We start from the raw sequence: 18,223 nt of genomic DNA on the forward strand, positions 1-18,223 counted from the left end.
GCCACAGGCCGGGCGACATACATTTTCAGGTAAGTATGCTATTGCTTTACTGCGCTTTGGTATCACCCGGATTACGGCTTAAAATAAGGATTCCAAGGCTATGGCAGTAAACGATGGGCTTACGTGCTCAGGCCTGCTTTAGTTCCAAAACAGATATGAACTGGCGCACTCTGCCCGCTATCAGCGATAAGCTGGAGTAACCACCCTGAACAGGTAACAAAATTTAAGGAAACGCAATGCAAACGATTGGGATCCTGGGAGGGATGTCAGCAGCCTCAACACAAATTTATTATCGGAAAATGTGTGAGTTGGTTCGTCAGCGTCTGGGCGGTTTACACTCGCCTGAATTGCTTATCCGTTCGCTGGATTTTGCCAACATTGAACATTTGCAGGCCAGCGGAAAATGGGACGACGCCGCAACCCTTTTAAATAAGGAGGCGCTGGCGCTGGCGCGCGGCGGGGCCGACTTTATCGTACTGGCGACAAATACCATGCATAAACTGGCGGACCAAATGATGAGCGGCGTTTCCATTCCGCTGCTGCACATTGCTGATGCAACGGCGGCTCGGATCCTTGCAGCGGGCCTTAAAGCGCCAGGCCTGATGGCAACCGCATTTACGATGGAACAAGCTTTTTATCTTGATCGGCTCAGGGCGGTAAAACTTCAGCCCGTTATACCGAATGATGCCGATCGGGCTGAGGTTCATCGCATCATTTATCAGGAGCTGTGCCAGGACGTTATAAACCCGGCCAGTCGCGCTGTTTATGAAGATATCGCACAGCGTTTAGCTGACAACGGCGCTGACTGTGTGATCCTTGGCTGTACCGAAGTCGGCATGTTGCTTAACAGGGATAACGTTTCCGTCCCTGTGTTCGATACCACGCTGATCCACTGCGAAGCTGCCGTTGATAAAGCGCTGGGTGCGAGTGTCTGAAGCGGGAAGTTTGCTTCAATATCACCTCTGGGCTGCAGGAGAAATTATCGCTTTGCTCCTGCGGCTATTTTTTTGCTTGCAAAAGCCTGAACCGGCGGTAGCGTTCTAATCAGACCCCTCTTTACCCGAGCGGGTGAGTAAGCTGCTTGCCAGTAGTCTGAATACCTCAATAACTTTTGGCAGTGCCTGCTGCGGATCGTCGCTGGCTGCTATCCACAAGGCCGCATTGAGCGCGGCACCATTTAAAAGATGTGCGGCGGCATCGGCATCGACGGGTTTTATGACGCCGCTTGCGCTCATTTTTATAATGCTCTGGCGAGTGGATTCCAGGCAGCTATTTTGACCAGGCCACTGAGAAGGGTTACCAAGAAAGGCTGGACCATCAAGCAGCACGATGCGCCGTACTTCTGCATCCATCGCCATTTCGATATAGGCGATGCCCTCAGCTATTAACTTTTCCCAGTCATTGCCAGCCGTAGCCGCCGCAGCTTTAGCACGTTGCGCCATTTCACCATCTAACTGTTCGACAACCGCCGCAAGCAGCCCCTTTTTATCGCCAAAATTGGGGTAAAGCGCGCCACGCGTCAGGCCCACGCTGGCAGTAAGCTCATCCATTGATGCGCCTGCGAACCCTTTTTCAGCAAATGCTTTTCGTGCCGCCGCAATCAGTTTTATGCGGTTTTCTTTCATCAGTTCGGCGCGGCTCTTGGTGGCCATACGATATCCTTATGCCATACGCGGCGTATGTTATTTGACATACGCCGCGTATGTGTGATTAATAGTACATACGCAGCGTATATTAAATCATTCCTGTGCGCTGCGCATCCCGCATTCCAACCCGACCTAATCAAAGGAAATCGTATGGCCATCGCCCATCGTGAACCGGTTTTCCCTGCTAATCGACATGCTCTTTATGAGGAACATGGTTATTCTGCCGCAATCCGTTCTGGTGATATGCTGTTTGTTTCCGGCCAGGTCGGCAGCCGCGCCGACGGTACGCCGGAGCCTGATTTCGCCGCGCAGGTGCAGCTTGCGTTTGATAATTTGGCAGCCACGCTTGCCGCAGCGGGGTGTACTTTTGACGATCTGATTGATGTCACAACTTATCATACCGATCCGGAAAATCAGTTTTCGACAATTATGCAGGTGAAGAAATCGATTTTTCCCCATCCCCCTTATCCAAACTGGACTGCCGTTGGCGTGACATGGCTTGCGGGATTCGACTTTGAAATTAAGGTCATTGCCCGCATTCCAGCTCATCAGATATGAAAAATCATATCTGAACAGGCAAAAAATATTTCCCTGAATTCACGGGCCAGAGGCATAAATTAAGGTGGTTCTACCGACTGTTAAATGAGTAATTCGATTACTCAACCCACCTTTCTTATTCTCTGGCCCGTGCCTGGCCTCTTTTCTGAATAAAATAAATCGATTAGGCTATGCCCGGTCGCGCATAACGGCTTTTACCGTGTCGATAAACAGGCGTAATGCGACAGACATATGGCGATGTTGCGGAAAGTAGAGCGCGATGCCCTGTGACGCAATGGTCCAGTCGTCCAACAACGTCACCAGCCGCTGCGTGTCCAGCCACTGTCGGGCGTAGCGCTCCGGGACATAGGCCACACCCAGCCCGGCGACAGCCGCTTCCACCATTAAAGCGCTGCTGTCGAGGGTCAGGCTGCCCGGCACATCCAGCGCAAACTGCTGCTCATGCTGCTGATATTCCCAGTGATACCGTTTACCGCCCGGCAAGCGCTGGCGCAAACAGGTATGCTGCATCAGATCCTGCGGATGCATGATTTTGGGCCGCCCGGCTAAGTAACCGGGCGAGGCCACGGTAATAAAGCGCAGCGGCCCGCTCAGAGCAATGGCAACCATGTCTTTAGGCACATCTTCAATCAGCCGAATGCCCGCATCAAACCCTTGCGCCACGATGTCTATGAGTTGCCCCTGCGCCACTAAATCAATTTCAATCCCCGGCTTTTGCTGGATAAATGTCGGCAGCACCTTTTCCAGCAGAAGGCTAATCGCTGCATCGCTGGCACTGATGCGCAGCGTGCCATAAGGCTGCTGACCGCTGGCGGTAACGTCGTTCAGCAGGTCATCCATTTCCGCCAGTAACGGCGCCAGGCGCGCGATCAGTATTTCACCCGCTTCTGTCAGCGCAACGCTGCGCGTTGTGCGATGGAACAGCTGCACGCCAAGTGTTGCCTCCAGTCCTTTGACAGTATGGCTAAGCGTCGAGCGTTTAAGTCCCAGCACCTCAGCAGCGCGACGAAAACTGCGCTGCCCGGCAATGGTTTTCACCGCCTGCAATTCATTCCAGGAAGGTCGTTTCATTGTTGAATATTTCCCACCACCTCATGCTGATTTGCGGAGATTATGCCACCAATTATTCGGTTTATGCTGTCCTTCGGTTCACTGAATGGAGAAGACCCTAATGAAAACCTGGCTAATAACCGGTGCATCCAGCGGCCTGGGCCGCCTGATGTGTGAAACGCTGCTGGCCCGAGGCGACAGAGTATTTGCCAGCGTCCGCGATCGAGCAGTATTAGACGGTCTGTCAGCAATATACGGCGATCGTTTGCAGGTAACGGTGCTTGATCTCAGTATGGCAGCGACGATAAAACCCACCGTTGAGGCGGCGTTCGCTCAGGCGGGAAGAATTGATATTGTGGTCAGCAACGCGGCTTACGGCCTGTTTGGCGCAGCGGAAGAGCTAAGCGATAGGCAAATTGAGCGTCAGATTGCCACCAATCTTACCGGGTCGATTCAGCTTATCCGCGCGGCAATTCCCTTTTTGCGGCAGCAGGGTGGCGGGCGCATTATGCAGGTGTCGTCGGAAGGCGGCCAGGTCGCCTATCCTGATTTCAGTTTGTATCATGCCACTAAATGGGGAATTGAAGGTTTTGTCGAAGCGGTGCGGCAGGAAGTAGCGGCGTTTGGCATTGACTTTTTGCTGGTCGAGCCGGGGCCGACGGCGACGCGGTTTGGTGCGGGGCTGGATATTGCTGATGCCTTACCGGCCTACCGTGATACGGCAGCGGGGAAACTGCGGGCGGCACTGATGTCCGGAGAGTTTATGATTAAAGGCGATGCTGAAAAATGCGTGACGGCTATGATCGCGGCGGCAGATGCTGCCAGCCCTCCATTACGTCTGCCGCTGGGCAGCACAGCCTACGACAATATTGAAGCCGCGTTAAAAATGCGTCTGCACGCGCTGCAAGCAATGAAAGCCGTGGCATATGGCGCAGATCGCCAGGAAGGGTAGGCAGCCAGGCCCGATGAGGTGGAAGACCAAACAGCTATGAGGCGTTCCACTTCGGTTCTAACCTAAAGCACCGCTAGCTGCTTTTGGCACGAGGCGGACATGATTTATCCCTGATAAGGCCGGGGCGATCGCCGTTCCAGACCACGCTTTTCGTCCTGCGTCCCCGGCGGGGTCGTTATTCAACGACGATGAGTTCTTCGGTCACGAGCCGGACTACGGAACTCAGGTCGATAAAGTTTACGTGGTCCGGATCCACCCGGGTGGCAAAGTTGTCTGACAGAAAGAGTTTATCCATCTCTTCAGCGTTGTCGAACCATGCCTCCACCATAGCGTCAAACCGGGGTAGCTCTGAAGACGCATAATCCATGGGGTATGAAATAACAAAGCGGCGGATCATCTTTGCTTCAGGAATGGCAAAAAGCAGTGGAGCATGAACGTCGCGACGATAATTCCTGAATTCCTCTATGCTCATACCTTGCCGACGCCTGAAAGCGATAACGACTTTGATCATGAAAATATCCTTTGACGGGGAGCAGCCGGTGCGTCTGCTTCGAAATAAGGATAACCATGGAAGTCGAAACAAACTATGTTTGAATATCCCTATTACTTTCGAGATTGTCCCCATGATTGCTGATCCTTTATCCGATATCATCTCGCTATTGACGCCGAAAACCTACATCGCGGGTGGATTTGACTTCGGGGGGGAATGGGCGCTTCAGTTCGGGAAGCATTCTGGCCTCAAGTATTTTGCGCTCGTATCGGGTAGCGCCTGGCTGGCCGTCGATGATGGGCAGGATCCGATAAAGCTTAAGGCGGGTGATTGCGTCCTGCTGCCTAACGGACGTCGGTTCCTGATTGCCCAAGACCTCGCCTTCGAGCCGATCGGCATTGCTACCATACCTGAAGAAGACTGGAACGGCGGGATCGCAACGGTGAACGGCGGGGGAGAAACGACAATGCTCGGCGGCCATTTCGGCTTCGCTGGTGACCATGTCGATATGCTTCTCGGCTCAATGCCAGCCATCATTCGGCTCCGCGATGAAGACGACAAGACAGGTCTGCGATGGGCCCTCGATCGTATGCGCCAGGAACTGTTCGGAGCACAGCCGGGCGCCAGGCTTATCGTGCAGCATCTCGCGCATCTGATGCTGGTCCAGGCGCTGCGGCTTTATCTGGATCACGGCTTGGGAAAAGACGTCGGCTGGCTGTTTGCACTTGGTGATAAGCGGATCGCGGCTGCCATTGGCGCAATTCATGCCAGCCCGGGCAGGCGATGGACCTTGCCGGCACTTGCGCAGGAGGCCGGGATGTCTCGATCCAAATTCGCTCTCAGGTTTAAAAGTCTATCCGGCGCGTCGCCAATCGAATATCTGACACGATGGCGGATGATGATTGCATGCCACCGGCTCACCAGTGGCACTGAATCTGTCTCTGCAATCGCGCACTCACTAGGTTATGAATCAGAAGCTGCGTTCAGTACGGCGTTTCGACGACTCAATGGTTGTTCGCCACGACGGTACTCGTTGAAAAATCCGTTACTAACCGAAACTGATAATTAGTATTTTTCCGGCTGATGAAGTGACCTGGCTCTATTAACTGGCATAAGCCAACGTCCGCTTATGGCACGAAGCGGACTGACACGTATGCTGATGTCCGCTATGAGCGAAAAGCGGACATATACACTCAGTTCACTTCATCTTTGCATGTGCCTGTTGTTCCGGGGATGACGGCGGCAGATTCTTTGTCGTTGATTCCTGAGTTAGTGCATCGTTTTTCACCACCCCTAACAGGACATCAAGCAATCCGGGGAAGCGGGCATCTAGGTCTTCCCGACGTAGCGACAATAAATTTTCGCGGCCAAAGGGACGCTGCCAGATAACGCCACTGTCTCGTAGTACACGCCAGTGGTGAGTCAGAGTTGATTTGGGTATACCGCTTAGCACGGCGCTACAGGCATGCTCACCCCCCCCAGCCAGTACGCGTACCACAGTCAGACGTAGCGGATTTCCTAAAGCCGTCAGCACATTCTCAAAGCGTATTTGTTCCTTATCAGGATGCCCAGCAAGCATTAGTTTTCTCATCAGGTTAGCAACATACCAACACTCTACTTTAAATTTTATCTGTTGACTAATGTACGAGTACATACATACATTAATTGTACGTATGTACTCGTACATTAGTCTATATGGAGATTATCAGATGGCTATAGCCTTACCGGATTCAGATACCCCTCGCTTACAGCACTGGAGCCTTGCGCTGCTTGCTTTTGCCCAGCTTATGTACTCCCTGGATATCAATATTGTGTTTGTCGCTCTGCCGGAAATTGGCGCGGGACTGGGCTTTTCAGAGCATACACTTCAGTGGGTGGTCAGTGCTTATACGGTATGTTGCGGAGGATTTTTACTGTTCGGTGGGCGTGCTGCCGATCTTATGGGGCAGCGTCGCGTGTTTATCGGTGCGTTATGGCTGTATGCGCTATCCTCGCTTGCCGGTGGGTTAGCGTGGAGTCCTGTGGTCATCGTCATTGCGCGAGCCATACAGGGCATCGGCGCAGCATTACTGTTTCCAGCCACACTTTCGCTTATAAACAGACTCTTTGAGGAAGGGCCGTCACGCAACCGGGCACTGGCTGTCTGGGGCGGCGCAGGCGCAAGTGGGCTTACCCTGGGATCGCTCGCCGGGGGGGTACTCACCAGTACCTGTGGCTGGCCGGCGGTATTTTTCGTCAACGTTGTGCTGGCGGCCGTCGCTATTTTTGCCGCTTTTTTTGTCTTACCGAAAGACAGCTTTCGGAACGAACGCCGCAACTTCGATTTACCCGGCGCCGTAACAGTAACCGTGGGATCAACCCTGCTGGTTTATGCACTGATTCAGGGGCCGGAAGAGGGCTGGTTGACGGCACATGTTCTTTTATCGCTGGGTCTGGCAGCGGCATGCCTGCTGGCGTTTATTGCTATTGAATTTCGCAGTCACGATCCCCTGATGCCGGTACGCTTATTCAGAAACCGCAGTCTGGTCACAGGCATGGTGATCACGTTTATTTATATGGGAACCTTTGGTGCTCTGCCTTATTTCCTGACGGTTATGTTTCAAAGCATTATTGGTTACAGCGCTTTGCAGACCGGCCTTGCGTTTATTATTCCTTCGCTGGCCATTTTTGCCGGAACGCAACTTGGAGCCCGACTTGCAAATGGCCTGCCAGTGCGCACGGTATTACTGACCGGATTTGTCACAGGAATTGCGGGTACGCTGGCACTGGTACCAGCAGCCTTTTCAGTTGCATCCTATGCGACCATAATGCCCGGGCTGGTTATTTCAGGAACAGGCCAGGGGATTGTCTGGACGGCAATGTGGATAGCTTCTGGTTCAGGGGTAAAGCTTAACGAACAAGGGATCGCTTCGGGTATGGCTTCTACAACGCTGAATGTGGGTAATGCTGTTGGTATTGCTTTGCTGATAGCTCTATCCGGAAGCGGGGCTGAAAATCTGCAGCAGGAAACGTCTGTGAGCAGTCTCGAAAATGCCTTACAGCTCGCTTTTTATCTGGCTGCAGCCGGGCAGGTTGTAGGCCTTCTTGTTTCCCGACTGTTACCTCGAAAAGCAACAACTGGTTTATCAGCAGAAATAACGTAACTGAAAATCAGTTTTCTATGTAAATCCTTCTGGATGAAAAATAAGCGCATAAAGATCTGCTGAAAAGAGGATCTTGTCGTTGCCGGCCGGAATTAAGGGGGGCATAAGAATCTTAACGTCTTGCTGTGCCGGCCTGTATATGAATGTCGACTTTTGGCACAGGGCTGCTGTTGCAGCCCTCACCGGTTAGACTTCAATTGACTCCGATATCTCCAGAGCATCATCTACTTCAATGCCAAGGTAACGTACTGTGCTTTCGAGTTTTTTGTGACCCAACAGTAGCTGGATCACTCGAAGTTTTTGAATCGCCACGGATAATCTAGACACTTCCGAGCCGTTGATAATACTGGTTTTCATATTCTATCGGTGACATTTGATCGCTAGAACCATGCCGACGCTTACTGTTATAAAACATTTCGATGTAATCAAAAATATCGCTGCGGGCTTCTTCCCGCGTTCCGTAGATCTTTTTCTTTATCCGTTCGCGTTTCAACAACTGGAAAAAGCTTTCTGCAACCGCATTATCATGGCAGTTACCGCGACGGCTCATGCTGCCCTCCAGGCCGTGTGATTTCAGGAACGACTGCCACTCATGGCTTGTGTACTGACTGCCCTGATCCGAATGAACCAGCACCTGTTTTTGGGGATTACGCCGCCATACAGCCATCAGCAGTGCGTTCAGGACAATGTCCTTTGTCATCCGGGATTGCATGGACCAGCCGATAATTTTGCGTGAGAACAGATCAACAACCACGGCAAGATACAGCCAGCCTTCGTGGGTCCTGATGTAGGTTATGTCCGTTACCCAACGCTCATCCGGAGCATCCGGATTGAACTGTCGCTGGAGCCTGTTGGGCGACACGATACTGGCCTCGCCTTTACGTGCCCGCGGGCTCCGGTATCCGACCTGAGCCTTTATCCCGACACGTTTCATCAGTCGCCAGACTCTGTTCACTCCGCACTGTTGCCCGCTGTCCCGCAGATCCAAATGGATCTTGCGATAACCATAGACGCATCCCGATTCCAGCCAGAACTGTTTAATCTGTCCTGTCAGTCCCAGGTCTGCCTGATGGCGTTGTGAATGCGGCTGCTGAAGCCAGGCGTAAAAACCACTGGGATGAACATCCAGCACCCGACAGAGCAGGCGAACAGGCCAGCAACAGGTGTTGTCACGGATAAAGGCGTACCTCAGTCGGACAGCTTTGCGAAGTACGCCGCGGCTTTTTTTAATATGTCCCGTTCGTCGGTAACCCGCTTCAGCTCTTTCTGGAGACGGCGGATCTCGGCCTGAGCATCTGACTGTTCTTTATTAGTGGAAGAATCCGGACCGTACTTCTTTATCCATGCGTAAAGGCTGTGGGTAGTGATATCGAGACGTGTTGCAACGCTGGAAACAGAATGGCCACGATCGACAACCTGTTTGACTGCTTCAATTTTAAACTCTTCTGGATAACGCTTACCGCTCATGGGCACCTCTCTTTCAGCCATCTTAAATGACTCTGAGGTGTCTGTTAAACCCGTGGCGATTCAAAACAGAGTGAATAACGTTTGTGGACATATATAGTCAAAGCAACGGGGCCGGGTTATGGCTGAGGCGCACCGCAGCAGGGTGAGGAGCGAACAGCCAAAACCTGGCCCCGGTATATGAAGCCAGGCGGGCTTATGGCAGCCCCGGCATTAGATGCGTTTATGAACAACTGAAAGATTGATTACCCGATCGGCAGAGGCGATGGTGGAAGGCCGATGAGCGATGATGACACGGGTAATATTCAGGCCACGTATAGCCATATTGATCAGCGCTTCATTATGCTCGTCCAGATGACTTGTTGCCTCATCCATAAACAGTATGCCGGGCCGTCGATATAAAGCCCGGGCAATAAATATGCGCTGCCGTTGTCCGCCTGATAATCCTTCGCCAAGCTCCCCGGTTAGCGTATCGTAGCCCATAGGCAATGCCATAATGTCATCGTGAATGTGGCTGAGACGGGCGCACGCTTCAAGCCAGGCCTCATCAGGCATGTCACCGAACCCGGTAATATTTTCCCGCATTGACCCTGCGAACAAACGATCCTCCTGGAGAATGCAGGATACAGCCCGACGATAGCTTTCCACACCGCCTGCATAGATATCTTTACCATCAGCCAGAACGTTTCCTCCGGAAGGTGGCACAAGTCCACATAATATTTTCATAAGCGTGGTCTTACCACAACCTGAAGGTCCGGTAATAGCAACACTTTCTCCTGCACAAAGAGTAAGATTTAAATCCTGTAGCACAGGCGAAGACTGGGCATCATGACGGAACAAAAGTTCTTTCGCTTCCAGCACGATAGCTTTTCCAGGTTTAAATTGTTCCGTTAAGGGTGATATGGGTTCGGGCGTAGTATGCGCAATATCTGCGATCCGCTCGCCATGTAATGAAAGCATTCCTAATCGCAGGAACATCTCAGTGAGGGAAAGCGCCCGTCCCGTAAACATTTCTCTGAAGACGCCAAACGCTACAAATGCGCCTAATGAAAGACTGTGCGTCATCACGGCGCTGATACCCAGCCAGAGGATGACAATATTATCCAGGGCTCCGGTCAGCCCGCTAACTGCATTAAATAAAATATCAAAGCGGCGTCGGTTAACGCCGGCATTTGCAGCTTCAACTTCCAGCGTCAGCCAGTTGCGCCCACGCTGCGACGCCAGACCCTGTGCCCGGAGTGTGGCGATGCCCCAAAGCGACTCGCTAAAATGCGAAGCAGCCGTTGCATTTTTTATCAGTTGTTCCTCAGCCAGCTGGCGATAGCGGGGAAAAGTTATTAAACGCATTAAAACCGCTATCAGCACAAAGCCAACCACCACGCAACAAAGCAGAGGCCCCCCGTAAACCGCCAGCAAGATCAGTGAGCCAATCAACATAATGCCGTCAATGATGCTACCGGTAATATCGTGAACAAAGCTGTCCCGCAGAATGCCAAGTGAGGCAAAACGGGACTGTATATCCCCCATTCTCCTTTTTGAAAACCAGGGCAGGGGAAGCGACAATAAATGTCTTAATAATCCTTCTTTCCACTGTATGTCTGTCAAAGTGTCCGTAATCATCACAGTCCAGGAACGAAGCAAATTAAGACCTGTTTGCAGCAGAATTAGCATCCCTAAAGACAAACAAACCAGCTCCAGGAGCCCGCGATCGGAAGAGGGAACAACATGGTCGAGGGCAATCTGGGTACCTACCGGTAACAGCAGACTGATACATTCAGTCATAACAGACAGACAAAATACTTTAATCAACGCCGGGCCAAAACCGGTAATACCACGTATCAACTCTGTAGGTCTGACACGTGATGACTTTTTCTGGCGGCTAAAATTACGATCGGGCCATAACTCCAGCGCAGCACCAGTAAAGCTTTGCGACAGTGTCTGACTACTGACCGTTCGTCGGCCATATGCAGGATCATGGATAACAGCCTTGTCACCTTTGAGACTGACCAACACGATGAAATGACTGAAATCCCAGTGGAGCACACACGGCAATCGCAGTGCTGAAAGTTCTTCCAGATCCAGTGACAGTGCCCGCCCGGCCAGTCCAAGGTTGCCAGCAATGGCATGCAGGGTGCCCAGCGTTGCCCCACGTGAAGAGAGGCCGCTTTCACTGCGCAATGTAAACAAATCTGTATGATGACCATGCCAGCCTGCGATCATGGCCATACAGGCAAGTCCACACTCCGCAGCCTCGGTCTGAAGGATGAGGGGCACCCGACGACGAGGAGAAAAATTTAGACGTCTTTGAAGCCAGGCAAGTTTTTCGTTATCCATTAATTGCTCCGCGCGTGCTGTCCCGCATTTCATAAAGCGGCGACAGAACCCACTGCCATAGCCGGCGCTTTTCCAAAAAAAGCGTGCAGTCTGCCCGAAGCCCGTTGCCCGCTTTAAGACGTTGCCCCTGCCATACAAAATGTGTCACGTCAGGTGTGATGGTTAGTCTGTACCAGGTTTGTGGTATACCTGTATCAGCGCCGGGTGCGCTGGCCCAGTGCGAACGTTCCTGCATACCGGCAGGTGTGACCGAGACCTCTGCAATGCGGCCGGGAAATAACCCGAATTTTTCCGATGGAAAAGCGCTATAGCGAATATTGACCGGCGCGTCGGTTTTTATAAAGGGCAGGGCACTGTCCGGGATCCACATCACCAGTTCCCAGTGTGGTTTAACATCCGGAATAATTTGTGCCAGCGTATCGCCCGAACGGGTGCTTTGCCCCAATGTAAGACTGACCGTATCTACCCGACCATTAACCGGAGAGGTAATTAAAAGCGTGCCGGAAGCATCATCTTCTGTATTCTGACGAGCCAGTACACTCCGCTGCATTTCCATGCGAAATATTTCATTGTCAAAATCAGCTGCACGTGTGCGTATATCACCCTCAAGCGCAAGAACCTGTAATGCATTCTGCTCACGTTGACCGCTCAAAGTGAGATGATCATTTTGCTGCTGATAAAAAAGAGAGGTCTGCTGAGAAAGTTGATCGCGATTTATTAATCCTGCCTGCTGATAGCGCCGATAGCTTTCCATGTTTTGTTTCATCTCTTTCAGGCCTGAAGCTGCCTGTTTAAGAATTTTAGTGGAATGTTCAAATGCCGCAGCATAACTTGCCTTTTCCTGTTCAAGCGTGGCAAGAGTAATACGCCGGTTTTCACGAAGGCGCCCTATAATATCATCGACGATTCTAAGTTGTTCTTGTGTACTTTGTCTGTGTTGCACGCTGACCACACCCGAACGTGTTGTACGACTAATATCAATCTCATACAGCGGCTGTCCTTTTTTGACATTATCGCCTGGGCTAACAAATTTGTTTATAACAAAGCCCTGATCCGGAGACGCGACAGTAACAGGGCGAGGTACGGATGCAAGCTCACCACTTACGGTTACACGATGTGTATAACTACCAAAAGTAAGAAGGAGAGTAAGTGAGATAAGAAAAATGGCGGTAATAAGCAGATGTACCCATACTGGAAGTCCACGCACCAGCAGGGCTTTTCCTTTCCATACGTTAGTTCTGTGTGTAATAGCCGACTGCCGATAGAGAGATGAGTTCATGTTACCCTGCATGCCCCGAAAATCAGAGGGGTTTCCTGTCAGTAACAAACCGTATTATGCGGCAACCGGTACCTGAAGCCGCATTAAACTGAGGCTAAGAATTAATGCTTGCCGCCACGGTCGCTTTTGCTATTGCCGTTGCGGCCAGAGTGTGATTTGCCGGAGTTACCGCTGTTACCTCTGCCTGCATCCGGTGCGTTAATGCCGCAGCCTGCATGAACGCTCACTGATGTTGAAGAGCCACCGTGACCGTCATGCGTGGAAGAGTAGGAACCGCCAATTGAGCAGCTACCAATTGAAAAACCACCAGCAACCACATCCATTTCATTCAAAGAAAGTTCACGCATTGTTACTTCTCCTGATTACAATAATGGGCAAAGATGACGTGTTTTTTTCTCATTGACATAAGCCATTGAGAAGGTGTAGTGGCAAAAGAGATATTCTTTATGCCAAATCTGTTCATATCTTCCGGAGAATATGAAAACCATTTTTCCGGGAAAGTATCGTGATAGTTATTTTTTAGCTGTGGGCAATAACATATCTCATTTCTTACCCCTGCCTCCTTGTAAAAGAGTGCTTCCTTTTTCTTTATCTGTTGAACGGATTCAAGCCTGAAAAATTCTGCGCGGGTTATATCCCCAGAAATTTCAACTTCTTGCTCTGGTCCGTTGGCGCCACCGTGCCACAGGATGTATGAATCATTATTAATTAATTTACGGTTACCTGCCACAAATAGATAGTTAGCACACGCAGAGGCACAGACGCTGCGAACTTCTATATCCATATTATTTTTTTTAATGTAACTGGCTATGGATAAAGCATTTTCCACATCTCCACCAATGCTGTTAACAGAGACGGTTTTGATTCTGGAGTTGCCGATTTCTTTTAAGAATAATACATAGGCCTCATTTGTTATTTGGCCGTCAAAGTAAAGAACATCCCCTTTCTTAACTATTTCAGGAGGATTATTCAAAACCCGTTCATCCTGGATGTCTATCTTTTGACTGGCCGGTAAAACGCCCGAACTTATAAAAATGCTACTAGCGGAAATAAAAATTTTTATTACTTTTTTAAGGTTTTTTTTCTGCAAAAGAAAAGGGTTAATCATTTTCTCTCTGATATATAATTAATTTTCCGGAAAAGCGGCGGTCATCAATGCTTTGTAAGGTATGTCATTATTAAGTTTATTTTAAGTCAATAAAAGTAACATAATGTAAATTATTGGTCTTTTTGTTCAATTTTACTGAATGAAAAGATATGGAGTTGGTGAATTTATTACAAAAAACTGACCAGGCACCAGCTTTCATCACTTGCAGTGTGTCCACCTTAAGATTAAGGCCAAACAGATAGCTGAAAAAAAATGAATCGTCCCTACTAAAAATAGTGCTTGTCATCATGAAAAAACGCTATGATCTTACCCAGCAATAGTGGACACGCGACTAAGTGAGTAAACTCTCAAGCAAGAGGTGACTCACATGACAAAATCAGTATCAACCACCAAAAAGCCACGCAAGCAACATACACCTGAATTCCGCAACGAAGCCATGAAACTGGCCGAGCGCATTGGTGTGGCCGCAGCCGCCCGCGAACTCAGCCTTTATGAGTCGCAAATTTACACCTGGCGTAGCAAGCGGCAGCAACAGGCAACGTCCTCTGAACGTGAGAGCGAACTCGCCGCTGAGAATGCCCGCCTCAAACGCCAACTGGCTGAACGGGACGAGGAGCTGGCCATTCTCCAAAAGGCCGCGACATACTTCGCCAGACGCCTGAAATGAAGTATGTCTTTATCGAAAAGCATCAGGCTGAGTTCAGTATTAAAGCCATGTGCCGGGTACTGCAGGTCGCCCGCAGTGGCTGGTATGCCTGGCGTCAGCGTCGTCACCAGATAAACCGACGTCAACAGTTCCGACTTGTCTGCGATGATGCGGTTCGACAGACCTTTGCCAGGGCAAAACAGCGTTATGGAGCACCTCGTCTTGCTGATGAACTGCCGGAGTACAACATCAAGACTATCGCCGCCAGTCTGCGTCGTCAGGGGCTGCGGGCGAAAGCCTCGCGCCGGTTCAGCCCGGTCAGTTACCGTGAGCATGGTCTGCCAGTATCCGAGAATCTGTTGAATCAGGACTTTTACGCCAGCGGCCCGAATCAGAAGTGGGTGGGTGACATCACGTATCTGCGCACCGGTGAAGGCTGGCTGTATCTGGCGGTGGTGATTGACCTGTGGTCGCGGTCAGTCATTGGCTGGTCGATGTCCTCACGGATGACGGCACAGCTTGCCTGCGATGCACTGCAGATGGCGTTATGGCGGCGTAAACGCCCGGAAAATGTCATCGTGCACATAGACCGGGGTGGTCAGTACTGTTCAACGAATTACCAGAGCTTACTGAAACGGCATAATCTGCAGGGCAGTATGAGCGCTAAAGGCTGTTGTTACGACAATGCCTGTGCGGAAAGCTTCTTTCACTCACTGAAGGTGGAATGTATCCACGGAGAGAACTTTGCCAGCCGGGAAATAATGCGAACGGCAGTGTTTAATTATATCGAGTGCGATTACAATCGCTGGCGTCGTCACAGTGCCTGTGGCGGTCTTAGCCCGGAACAGTTTGAAAACCAAAACCTCGCTTAGGGCCGTGTCCACATTACGTGGGTAGGATCAGGCTTTTGTAGATGCTCTGCCTGCAGCTGAAACCGACTGTAATCAGAAAAAAGAAAAGTATCCTTCTGGACTCCTCCGGCTCGCCAAATTCTGATGGTGCAAGGCAAGGTCAACTCCTGCAGCTGGCTTAAAGTCTGCTATGAGCGAGAAGCGGACATCATTGGATTAATTTTAACTGCTTTCCTGAATCCTTTTGACTATCAGTTATGAACCAGCCCGCCATCTACAGCATACTGGCTGCCGGTAACATAAGATGCGTCATCGGAAAGGAGGAAGAGTGCAACTGCAGCCGCCTCTTCAGCTGTTCCTGCACGGCCCAAAGGAACCTGGCTTACAACAAAATCTTCAAACTGCTGACGCGACGCCTCTGGCATAAAGTGCCTGAAGTTGGTTTCAATCGGGCCCGGCACCAATGTATTAGCGCGGATACCGCGTACGGCCAGCGCAGATGCCCAACTTTTGACCATAGCGATAACGGCACCTTTAGTCGCTGCATACAGGCTTGTCATCGCCGCACCTTCATATACAGAGGAAGAAGAAGTAACCAGAACGGACGCGCCTGAAGTAAGTGATTCCGAGAGGGCTGCCAGCTGCAGCATCGGGCCGCGCACATTAGCGTTCATCATACGATTGAAAGACTCCGCCGTTACAGATTCCGGAGAGCCTACTTCAGCAAAGCCGGCATTTAGCCATAATCCATCAAGTGAACCCCAGCCGTTAATAGCCTCTCCCAGTTCATGTATGTCAGTCTCGCTTGCAGCATCGCTTTTCAGAATAAGCGAAGCTGCAGGAAGCAGGCTGCGTGCACGCTCCAGCCTTTCTTCATTAAGCCCGGTAATGGCTACATGGCCACCTTCATTGACAATACGCTTAGCGCCTGCGAGCCCCATGCCACTGGTGCCGCCCGTAATTAGTATCCGTTTCCCCTGAAATCTGCCCACGCTTACTCCCTTTATTTGGCTGTGAAATCAGCATTTACCTTACGAAAAAAACACACGATTCGTCATCTGTTTCATTACGCAACGATGGGCACAGCTGGATTGCTGCGTGAATGTCCGCTTTTGGCACAAAGCGGACGGTAGGCGCTAAAGGTCTGCTATGAGCGAAAAGCGGACATCATTCTTATGAAGACCTGACCAATCGATCCGTTTCTGCCAGCCTCAAGAGGCCGCTGATGAAATCAGGTCAATTTTCTGTCCGTTGCATTTTTTTTAAAATCAGCAATAACAGGCAGATTAATGCTGCCGCAGCGAGGTTGTACAGCATCCCGGCAACAAACGCGGAAGCATACTGCCCAGCTTGTGACAGGTCAGTCGTTTTTGAAAGAGCACCATTAAACAGAATGCCAACGACGGCTACGCCCAGAGCAGCCCCGATTTGCTGGACTGTCGAGATAACTCCAGCTGCCATGCCAGATTTCGCTTCTTCAACAAAACCCAATACCAGGTTCAGTAATGGCGTCATAATATAACCTTGGCCAGCACCGACCATAATAAGTGCCGGAATTAACTGCACTGGTTTCAATTCTGATCCTGACATCCATACCTGAAAAATCATTATTGCAATGAAGACCGCATAGATTAACGCGCCAAAAAAAAGCGTATATGTTCCCCATCTGGCAACCAGTCGTGGCGCAGCCAGGGATGCAAGAACAAAACCGACGCTACAGGGCGCAAAGATACTTCCTGCCTTGAAGGCATCCAGACCCAGCCCCGTCTGTACCAGTAAAGCAAAACAGAGAAAGAATGAACTTGAGGTAGAGTAAACCAACAGCACCAGCATCGTTCCCAGCGAGAAATAGCCATTCGCCATCAGCCGCATATCTACCAGTGGCCACTTGCCTGCCATTCGACGTTGCTCCTGTTGCCGATAAAAGATCACCAGTAAAGCCAGTGCTATACCTGGTGCCCAGCGGCTCCATTCAGGCCAGCCCTGAACTGGTCCTTCTATTAACGGAACCAACACCAGCACCAGTCCGCAGCTGACCAACAGTACGCCTGTCCAGTCCAGTAGCGGTCTCTGCGGGGCACGGGATTCGGGAATTGATCGTGCTGCAAGAATGGCGAAGACTCCAACTGGCAGATTAATAAGAAAAATGCTGCGCCAGCTAAGACCGAACAAGTCCGCCTGTACCAGCCATCCGCCCAGCACCTGACCGGCAATAGCGGCTAGCCCCAGCGTCATCCCCAGCAAGCCAAAGGCTTTGCGCCGGTCATTATCCTCAAAGTTAACGCGAATAGAGGCATAAACCTGCGGGAACAATAATGCTGCAGCCAGCCCCTGCAAAATCCGGGCGCAGATAAGATAATCAGTCCCTGGCGCCAGACCACAAAAAGCCGAGGCCAGCGTAAAGCCAGCCATACCAGCAATGAATAATCGACGGCGGCCAAACATGTCCCCCAGTCGACCACCGGTAATCAACAAAACGCCAAAGGCGAGTTCATACCCGGCGACAATAAGCCCAATCTGCGCAAAATTCGCGCCCAGCCCGGTCTGGATACTGGGGATGGCGACGTTAACAACAAACAGATCAAAGATGGTAACAAATCCTGCAAGGAGTAATACGGACAAACCGGCCCAGGGAGGCGTTTTACAAGAAACATGTTTGGAAGATAGGGTAAGACCGGGAGATGAACTCATATTGCATATCC

The 18,223-nt window shown here is 50.9% G+C and carries 17 protein-coding genes; 6 read left to right on the plus strand and 11 right to left on the minus strand.

Features of this window, described 5'->3' with window-relative positions; genetic code table 11:
* The first annotated feature begins 236 nt into the window (after positions 1 to 236).
* The gene (locus ACA373_RS02825; protein ID WP_370733974.1) at positions 237 to 935 is read left to right on the plus strand and encodes an aspartate/glutamate racemase family protein; all 699 of its coding nucleotides are present in this window, start codon (positions 237 to 239) and stop codon (positions 933 to 935) included.
* A gap of 105 nt (positions 936 to 1,040) precedes the next feature.
* Here the strand turns inward: ACA373_RS02825 and ACA373_RS02830 are convergent, their stop codons facing one another.
* On the minus strand, positions 1,041 to 1,652 hold the full coding sequence (locus ACA373_RS02830) for a TetR/AcrR family transcriptional regulator (RefSeq protein ID WP_301253253.1): 612 nt from the start codon (positions 1,650 to 1,652) through the stop codon (positions 1,041 to 1,043).
* Positions 1,653 to 1,802: 150 nt separating this feature from the next.
* Here ACA373_RS02830 and ACA373_RS02835 point away from each other — a divergent pair, with 150 nt between their 5' ends.
* Positions 1,803 to 2,204 (plus strand): RidA family protein, encoded by a 402-nt coding sequence (locus tag ACA373_RS02835; protein ID WP_301729726.1) that lies wholly within the window; start codon positions 1,803 to 1,805, stop codon positions 2,202 to 2,204.
* 168 nt (positions 2,205 to 2,372) lie between these two features.
* On the opposite strand, the gene ACA373_RS02840 is transcribed toward ACA373_RS02835, so the two are convergent.
* Positions 2,373 to 3,275, minus strand: coding sequence for a LysR family transcriptional regulator (locus tag ACA373_RS02840; RefSeq protein ID WP_253454384.1), 903 nt, complete (start codon positions 3,273 to 3,275; stop codon positions 2,373 to 2,375).
* Between the two features lie 100 nt (positions 3,276 to 3,375).
* Between ACA373_RS02840 and ACA373_RS02845 the strand changes: the two genes are divergently transcribed.
* Positions 3,376 to 4,206, plus strand: a complete 831-nt coding sequence (locus ACA373_RS02845; RefSeq protein WP_370733975.1) for an SDR family oxidoreductase — start codon at positions 3,376 to 3,378, stop codon at positions 4,204 to 4,206.
* A gap of 175 nt (positions 4,207 to 4,381) precedes the next feature.
* Here ACA373_RS02845 and ACA373_RS02850 read toward each other — a convergent pair whose 3' ends face one another.
* Positions 4,382 to 4,717, minus strand: a complete 336-nt coding sequence (locus tag ACA373_RS02850; protein ID WP_370733976.1) for an EthD domain-containing protein — start codon at positions 4,715 to 4,717, stop codon at positions 4,382 to 4,384.
* On the opposite strand from ACA373_RS02850, the gene ACA373_RS02855 reads away from it, so the two are divergent.
* Positions 4,716 to 5,765, plus strand: coding sequence for an AraC family transcriptional regulator (locus ACA373_RS02855; RefSeq protein ID WP_370733977.1), 1,050 nt, complete (start codon positions 4,716 to 4,718; stop codon positions 5,763 to 5,765). The genes ACA373_RS02850 and ACA373_RS02855 overlap by 2 nt on opposite strands.
* Before the next feature lie 129 nt (positions 5,766 to 5,894).
* Here the strand turns inward: ACA373_RS02855 and ACA373_RS02860 are convergent, their stop codons facing one another.
* Positions 5,895 to 6,275 (minus strand): helix-turn-helix transcriptional regulator, encoded by a 381-nt coding sequence (locus ACA373_RS02860; protein ID WP_301253264.1) that lies wholly within the window; start codon positions 6,273 to 6,275, stop codon positions 5,895 to 5,897.
* 130 nt (positions 6,276 to 6,405) lie between these two features.
* Between ACA373_RS02860 and ACA373_RS02865 the strand changes: the two genes are divergently transcribed.
* Positions 6,406 to 7,839: an MFS transporter gene (locus ACA373_RS02865; RefSeq protein ID WP_301253259.1), complete on the plus strand. Its 1,434-nt coding sequence runs from the start codon at positions 6,406 to 6,408 to the stop codon at positions 7,837 to 7,839.
* A gap of 319 nt (positions 7,840 to 8,158) precedes the next feature.
* On the opposite strand, the gene ACA373_RS02870 is transcribed toward ACA373_RS02865, so the two are convergent.
* From ACA373_RS02870 to ACA373_RS02890, 5 genes are all read right to left on the minus strand, one after another.
* A protein-coding gene (locus ACA373_RS02870) for an IS3 family transposase (protein WP_370733978.1) occupies positions 8,159 to 9,306 on the minus strand; the annotation gives its coding sequence in 2 pieces (ribosomal slippage) (positions 8,159 to 9,069 and positions 9,069 to 9,306; 1,149 coding nt in all).
* A 210-nt stretch (positions 9,307 to 9,516) separates the two neighbouring features.
* Positions 9,517 to 11,637 (minus strand): peptidase domain-containing ABC transporter, encoded by a 2,121-nt coding sequence (locus ACA373_RS02875; protein WP_253454401.1) that lies wholly within the window; start codon positions 11,635 to 11,637, stop codon positions 9,517 to 9,519.
* Complete coding sequence (locus ACA373_RS02880; RefSeq protein WP_253454400.1) at positions 11,630 to 12,916, minus strand: HlyD family secretion protein; 1,287 nt, start codon at positions 12,914 to 12,916, stop codon at positions 11,630 to 11,632. The genes ACA373_RS02875 and ACA373_RS02880 overlap by 8 nt, the downstream gene beginning before the upstream one ends.
* A 101-nt stretch (positions 12,917 to 13,017) precedes the next feature.
* Positions 13,018 to 13,263, minus strand: a complete 246-nt coding sequence (locus ACA373_RS02885) for a hypothetical protein (protein WP_253454399.1) — start codon at positions 13,261 to 13,263, stop codon at positions 13,018 to 13,020.
* A 2-nt stretch (positions 13,264 to 13,265) separates the two neighbouring features.
* Positions 13,266 to 14,024: a hypothetical protein gene (locus ACA373_RS02890; RefSeq protein ID WP_370733979.1), complete on the minus strand. Its 759-nt coding sequence runs from the start codon at positions 14,022 to 14,024 to the stop codon at positions 13,266 to 13,268.
* Between the two features lie 367 nt (positions 14,025 to 14,391).
* On the opposite strand from ACA373_RS02890, the gene ACA373_RS02895 reads away from it, so the two are divergent.
* A protein-coding gene (locus tag ACA373_RS02895) for an IS3 family transposase (RefSeq protein WP_370733980.1) occupies positions 14,392 to 15,542 on the plus strand; the annotation gives its coding sequence in 2 pieces (ribosomal slippage) (positions 14,392 to 14,650 and positions 14,650 to 15,542; 1,152 coding nt in all).
* Positions 15,543 to 15,772: 230 nt separating this feature from the next.
* Here the strand turns inward: ACA373_RS02895 and ACA373_RS02900 are convergent.
* Both ACA373_RS02900 and ACA373_RS02905 read right to left on the minus strand, forming a co-directional pair.
* Complete coding sequence (locus ACA373_RS02900) at positions 15,773 to 16,513, minus strand: SDR family oxidoreductase (protein ID WP_301253446.1); 741 nt, start codon at positions 16,511 to 16,513, stop codon at positions 15,773 to 15,775.
* A 244-nt stretch (positions 16,514 to 16,757) separates the two neighbouring features.
* The gene (locus ACA373_RS02905) at positions 16,758 to 18,212 is read right to left on the minus strand and encodes an MFS transporter (protein WP_370733981.1); all 1,455 of its coding nucleotides are present in this window, start codon (positions 18,210 to 18,212) and stop codon (positions 16,758 to 16,760) included.
* Positions 18,213 to 18,223: the final 11 nt, after the last annotated feature.

The sequence above is a fragment of the Erwinia sp. STN24 genome (genome assembly GCF_041320675.1).
Lineage (GTDB): Bacteria > Pseudomonadota > Gammaproteobacteria > Enterobacterales > Enterobacteriaceae > Erwinia > Erwinia aeris.

What these genes read in the sequence shown, in the direction of transcription:
- ACA373_RS02825 (WP_370733974.1), top strand. Translation starts at nt 237, where the DNA reads ATGCAAACGATTGGGATCCTGGGAGGGATGTCAGCAGCCTCAACACAA.
- ACA373_RS02830 (WP_301253253.1), bottom strand. Translation starts at nt 1,652, where the DNA reads ATGGCCACCAAGAGCCGCGCCGAACTGATGAAAGAAAACCGCATAAAA.
- ACA373_RS02840 (WP_253454384.1), bottom strand. Translation starts at nt 3,275, where the DNA reads ATGAAACGACCTTCCTGGAATGAATTGCAGGCGGTGAAAACCATTGCC.
- ACA373_RS02845 (WP_370733975.1), top strand. Translation starts at nt 3,376, where the DNA reads ATGAAAACCTGGCTAATAACCGGTGCATCCAGCGGCCTGGGCCGCCTG.
- ACA373_RS02855 (WP_370733977.1), top strand. Translation starts at nt 4,716, where the DNA reads ATGAAAATATCCTTTGACGGGGAGCAGCCGGTGCGTCTGCTTCGAAAT.
- ACA373_RS02850 (WP_370733976.1), bottom strand. Translation starts at nt 4,717, where the DNA reads ATGATCAAAGTCGTTATCGCTTTCAGGCGTCGGCAAGGTATGAGCATA.
- ACA373_RS02860 (WP_301253264.1), bottom strand. Translation starts at nt 6,275, where the DNA reads ATGCTTGCTGGGCATCCTGATAAGGAACAAATACGCTTTGAGAATGTG.
- ACA373_RS02865 (WP_301253259.1), top strand. Translation starts at nt 6,406, where the DNA reads ATGGCTATAGCCTTACCGGATTCAGATACCCCTCGCTTACAGCACTGG.
- ACA373_RS02875 (WP_253454401.1), bottom strand. Translation starts at nt 11,637, where the DNA reads ATGGATAACGAAAAACTTGCCTGGCTTCAAAGACGTCTAAATTTTTCT.
- ACA373_RS02880 (WP_253454400.1), bottom strand. Translation starts at nt 12,916, where the DNA reads ATGAACTCATCTCTCTATCGGCAGTCGGCTATTACACACAGAACTAAC.
- ACA373_RS02885 (WP_253454399.1), bottom strand. Translation starts at nt 13,263, where the DNA reads ATGCGTGAACTTTCTTTGAATGAAATGGATGTGGTTGCTGGTGGTTTT.
- ACA373_RS02890 (WP_370733979.1), bottom strand. Translation starts at nt 14,024, where the DNA reads ATGATTAACCCTTTTCTTTTGCAGAAAAAAAACCTTAAAAAAGTAATA.
- ACA373_RS02905 (WP_370733981.1), bottom strand. Translation starts at nt 18,212, where the DNA reads ATGAGTTCATCTCCCGGTCTTACCCTATCTTCCAAACATGTTTCTTGT.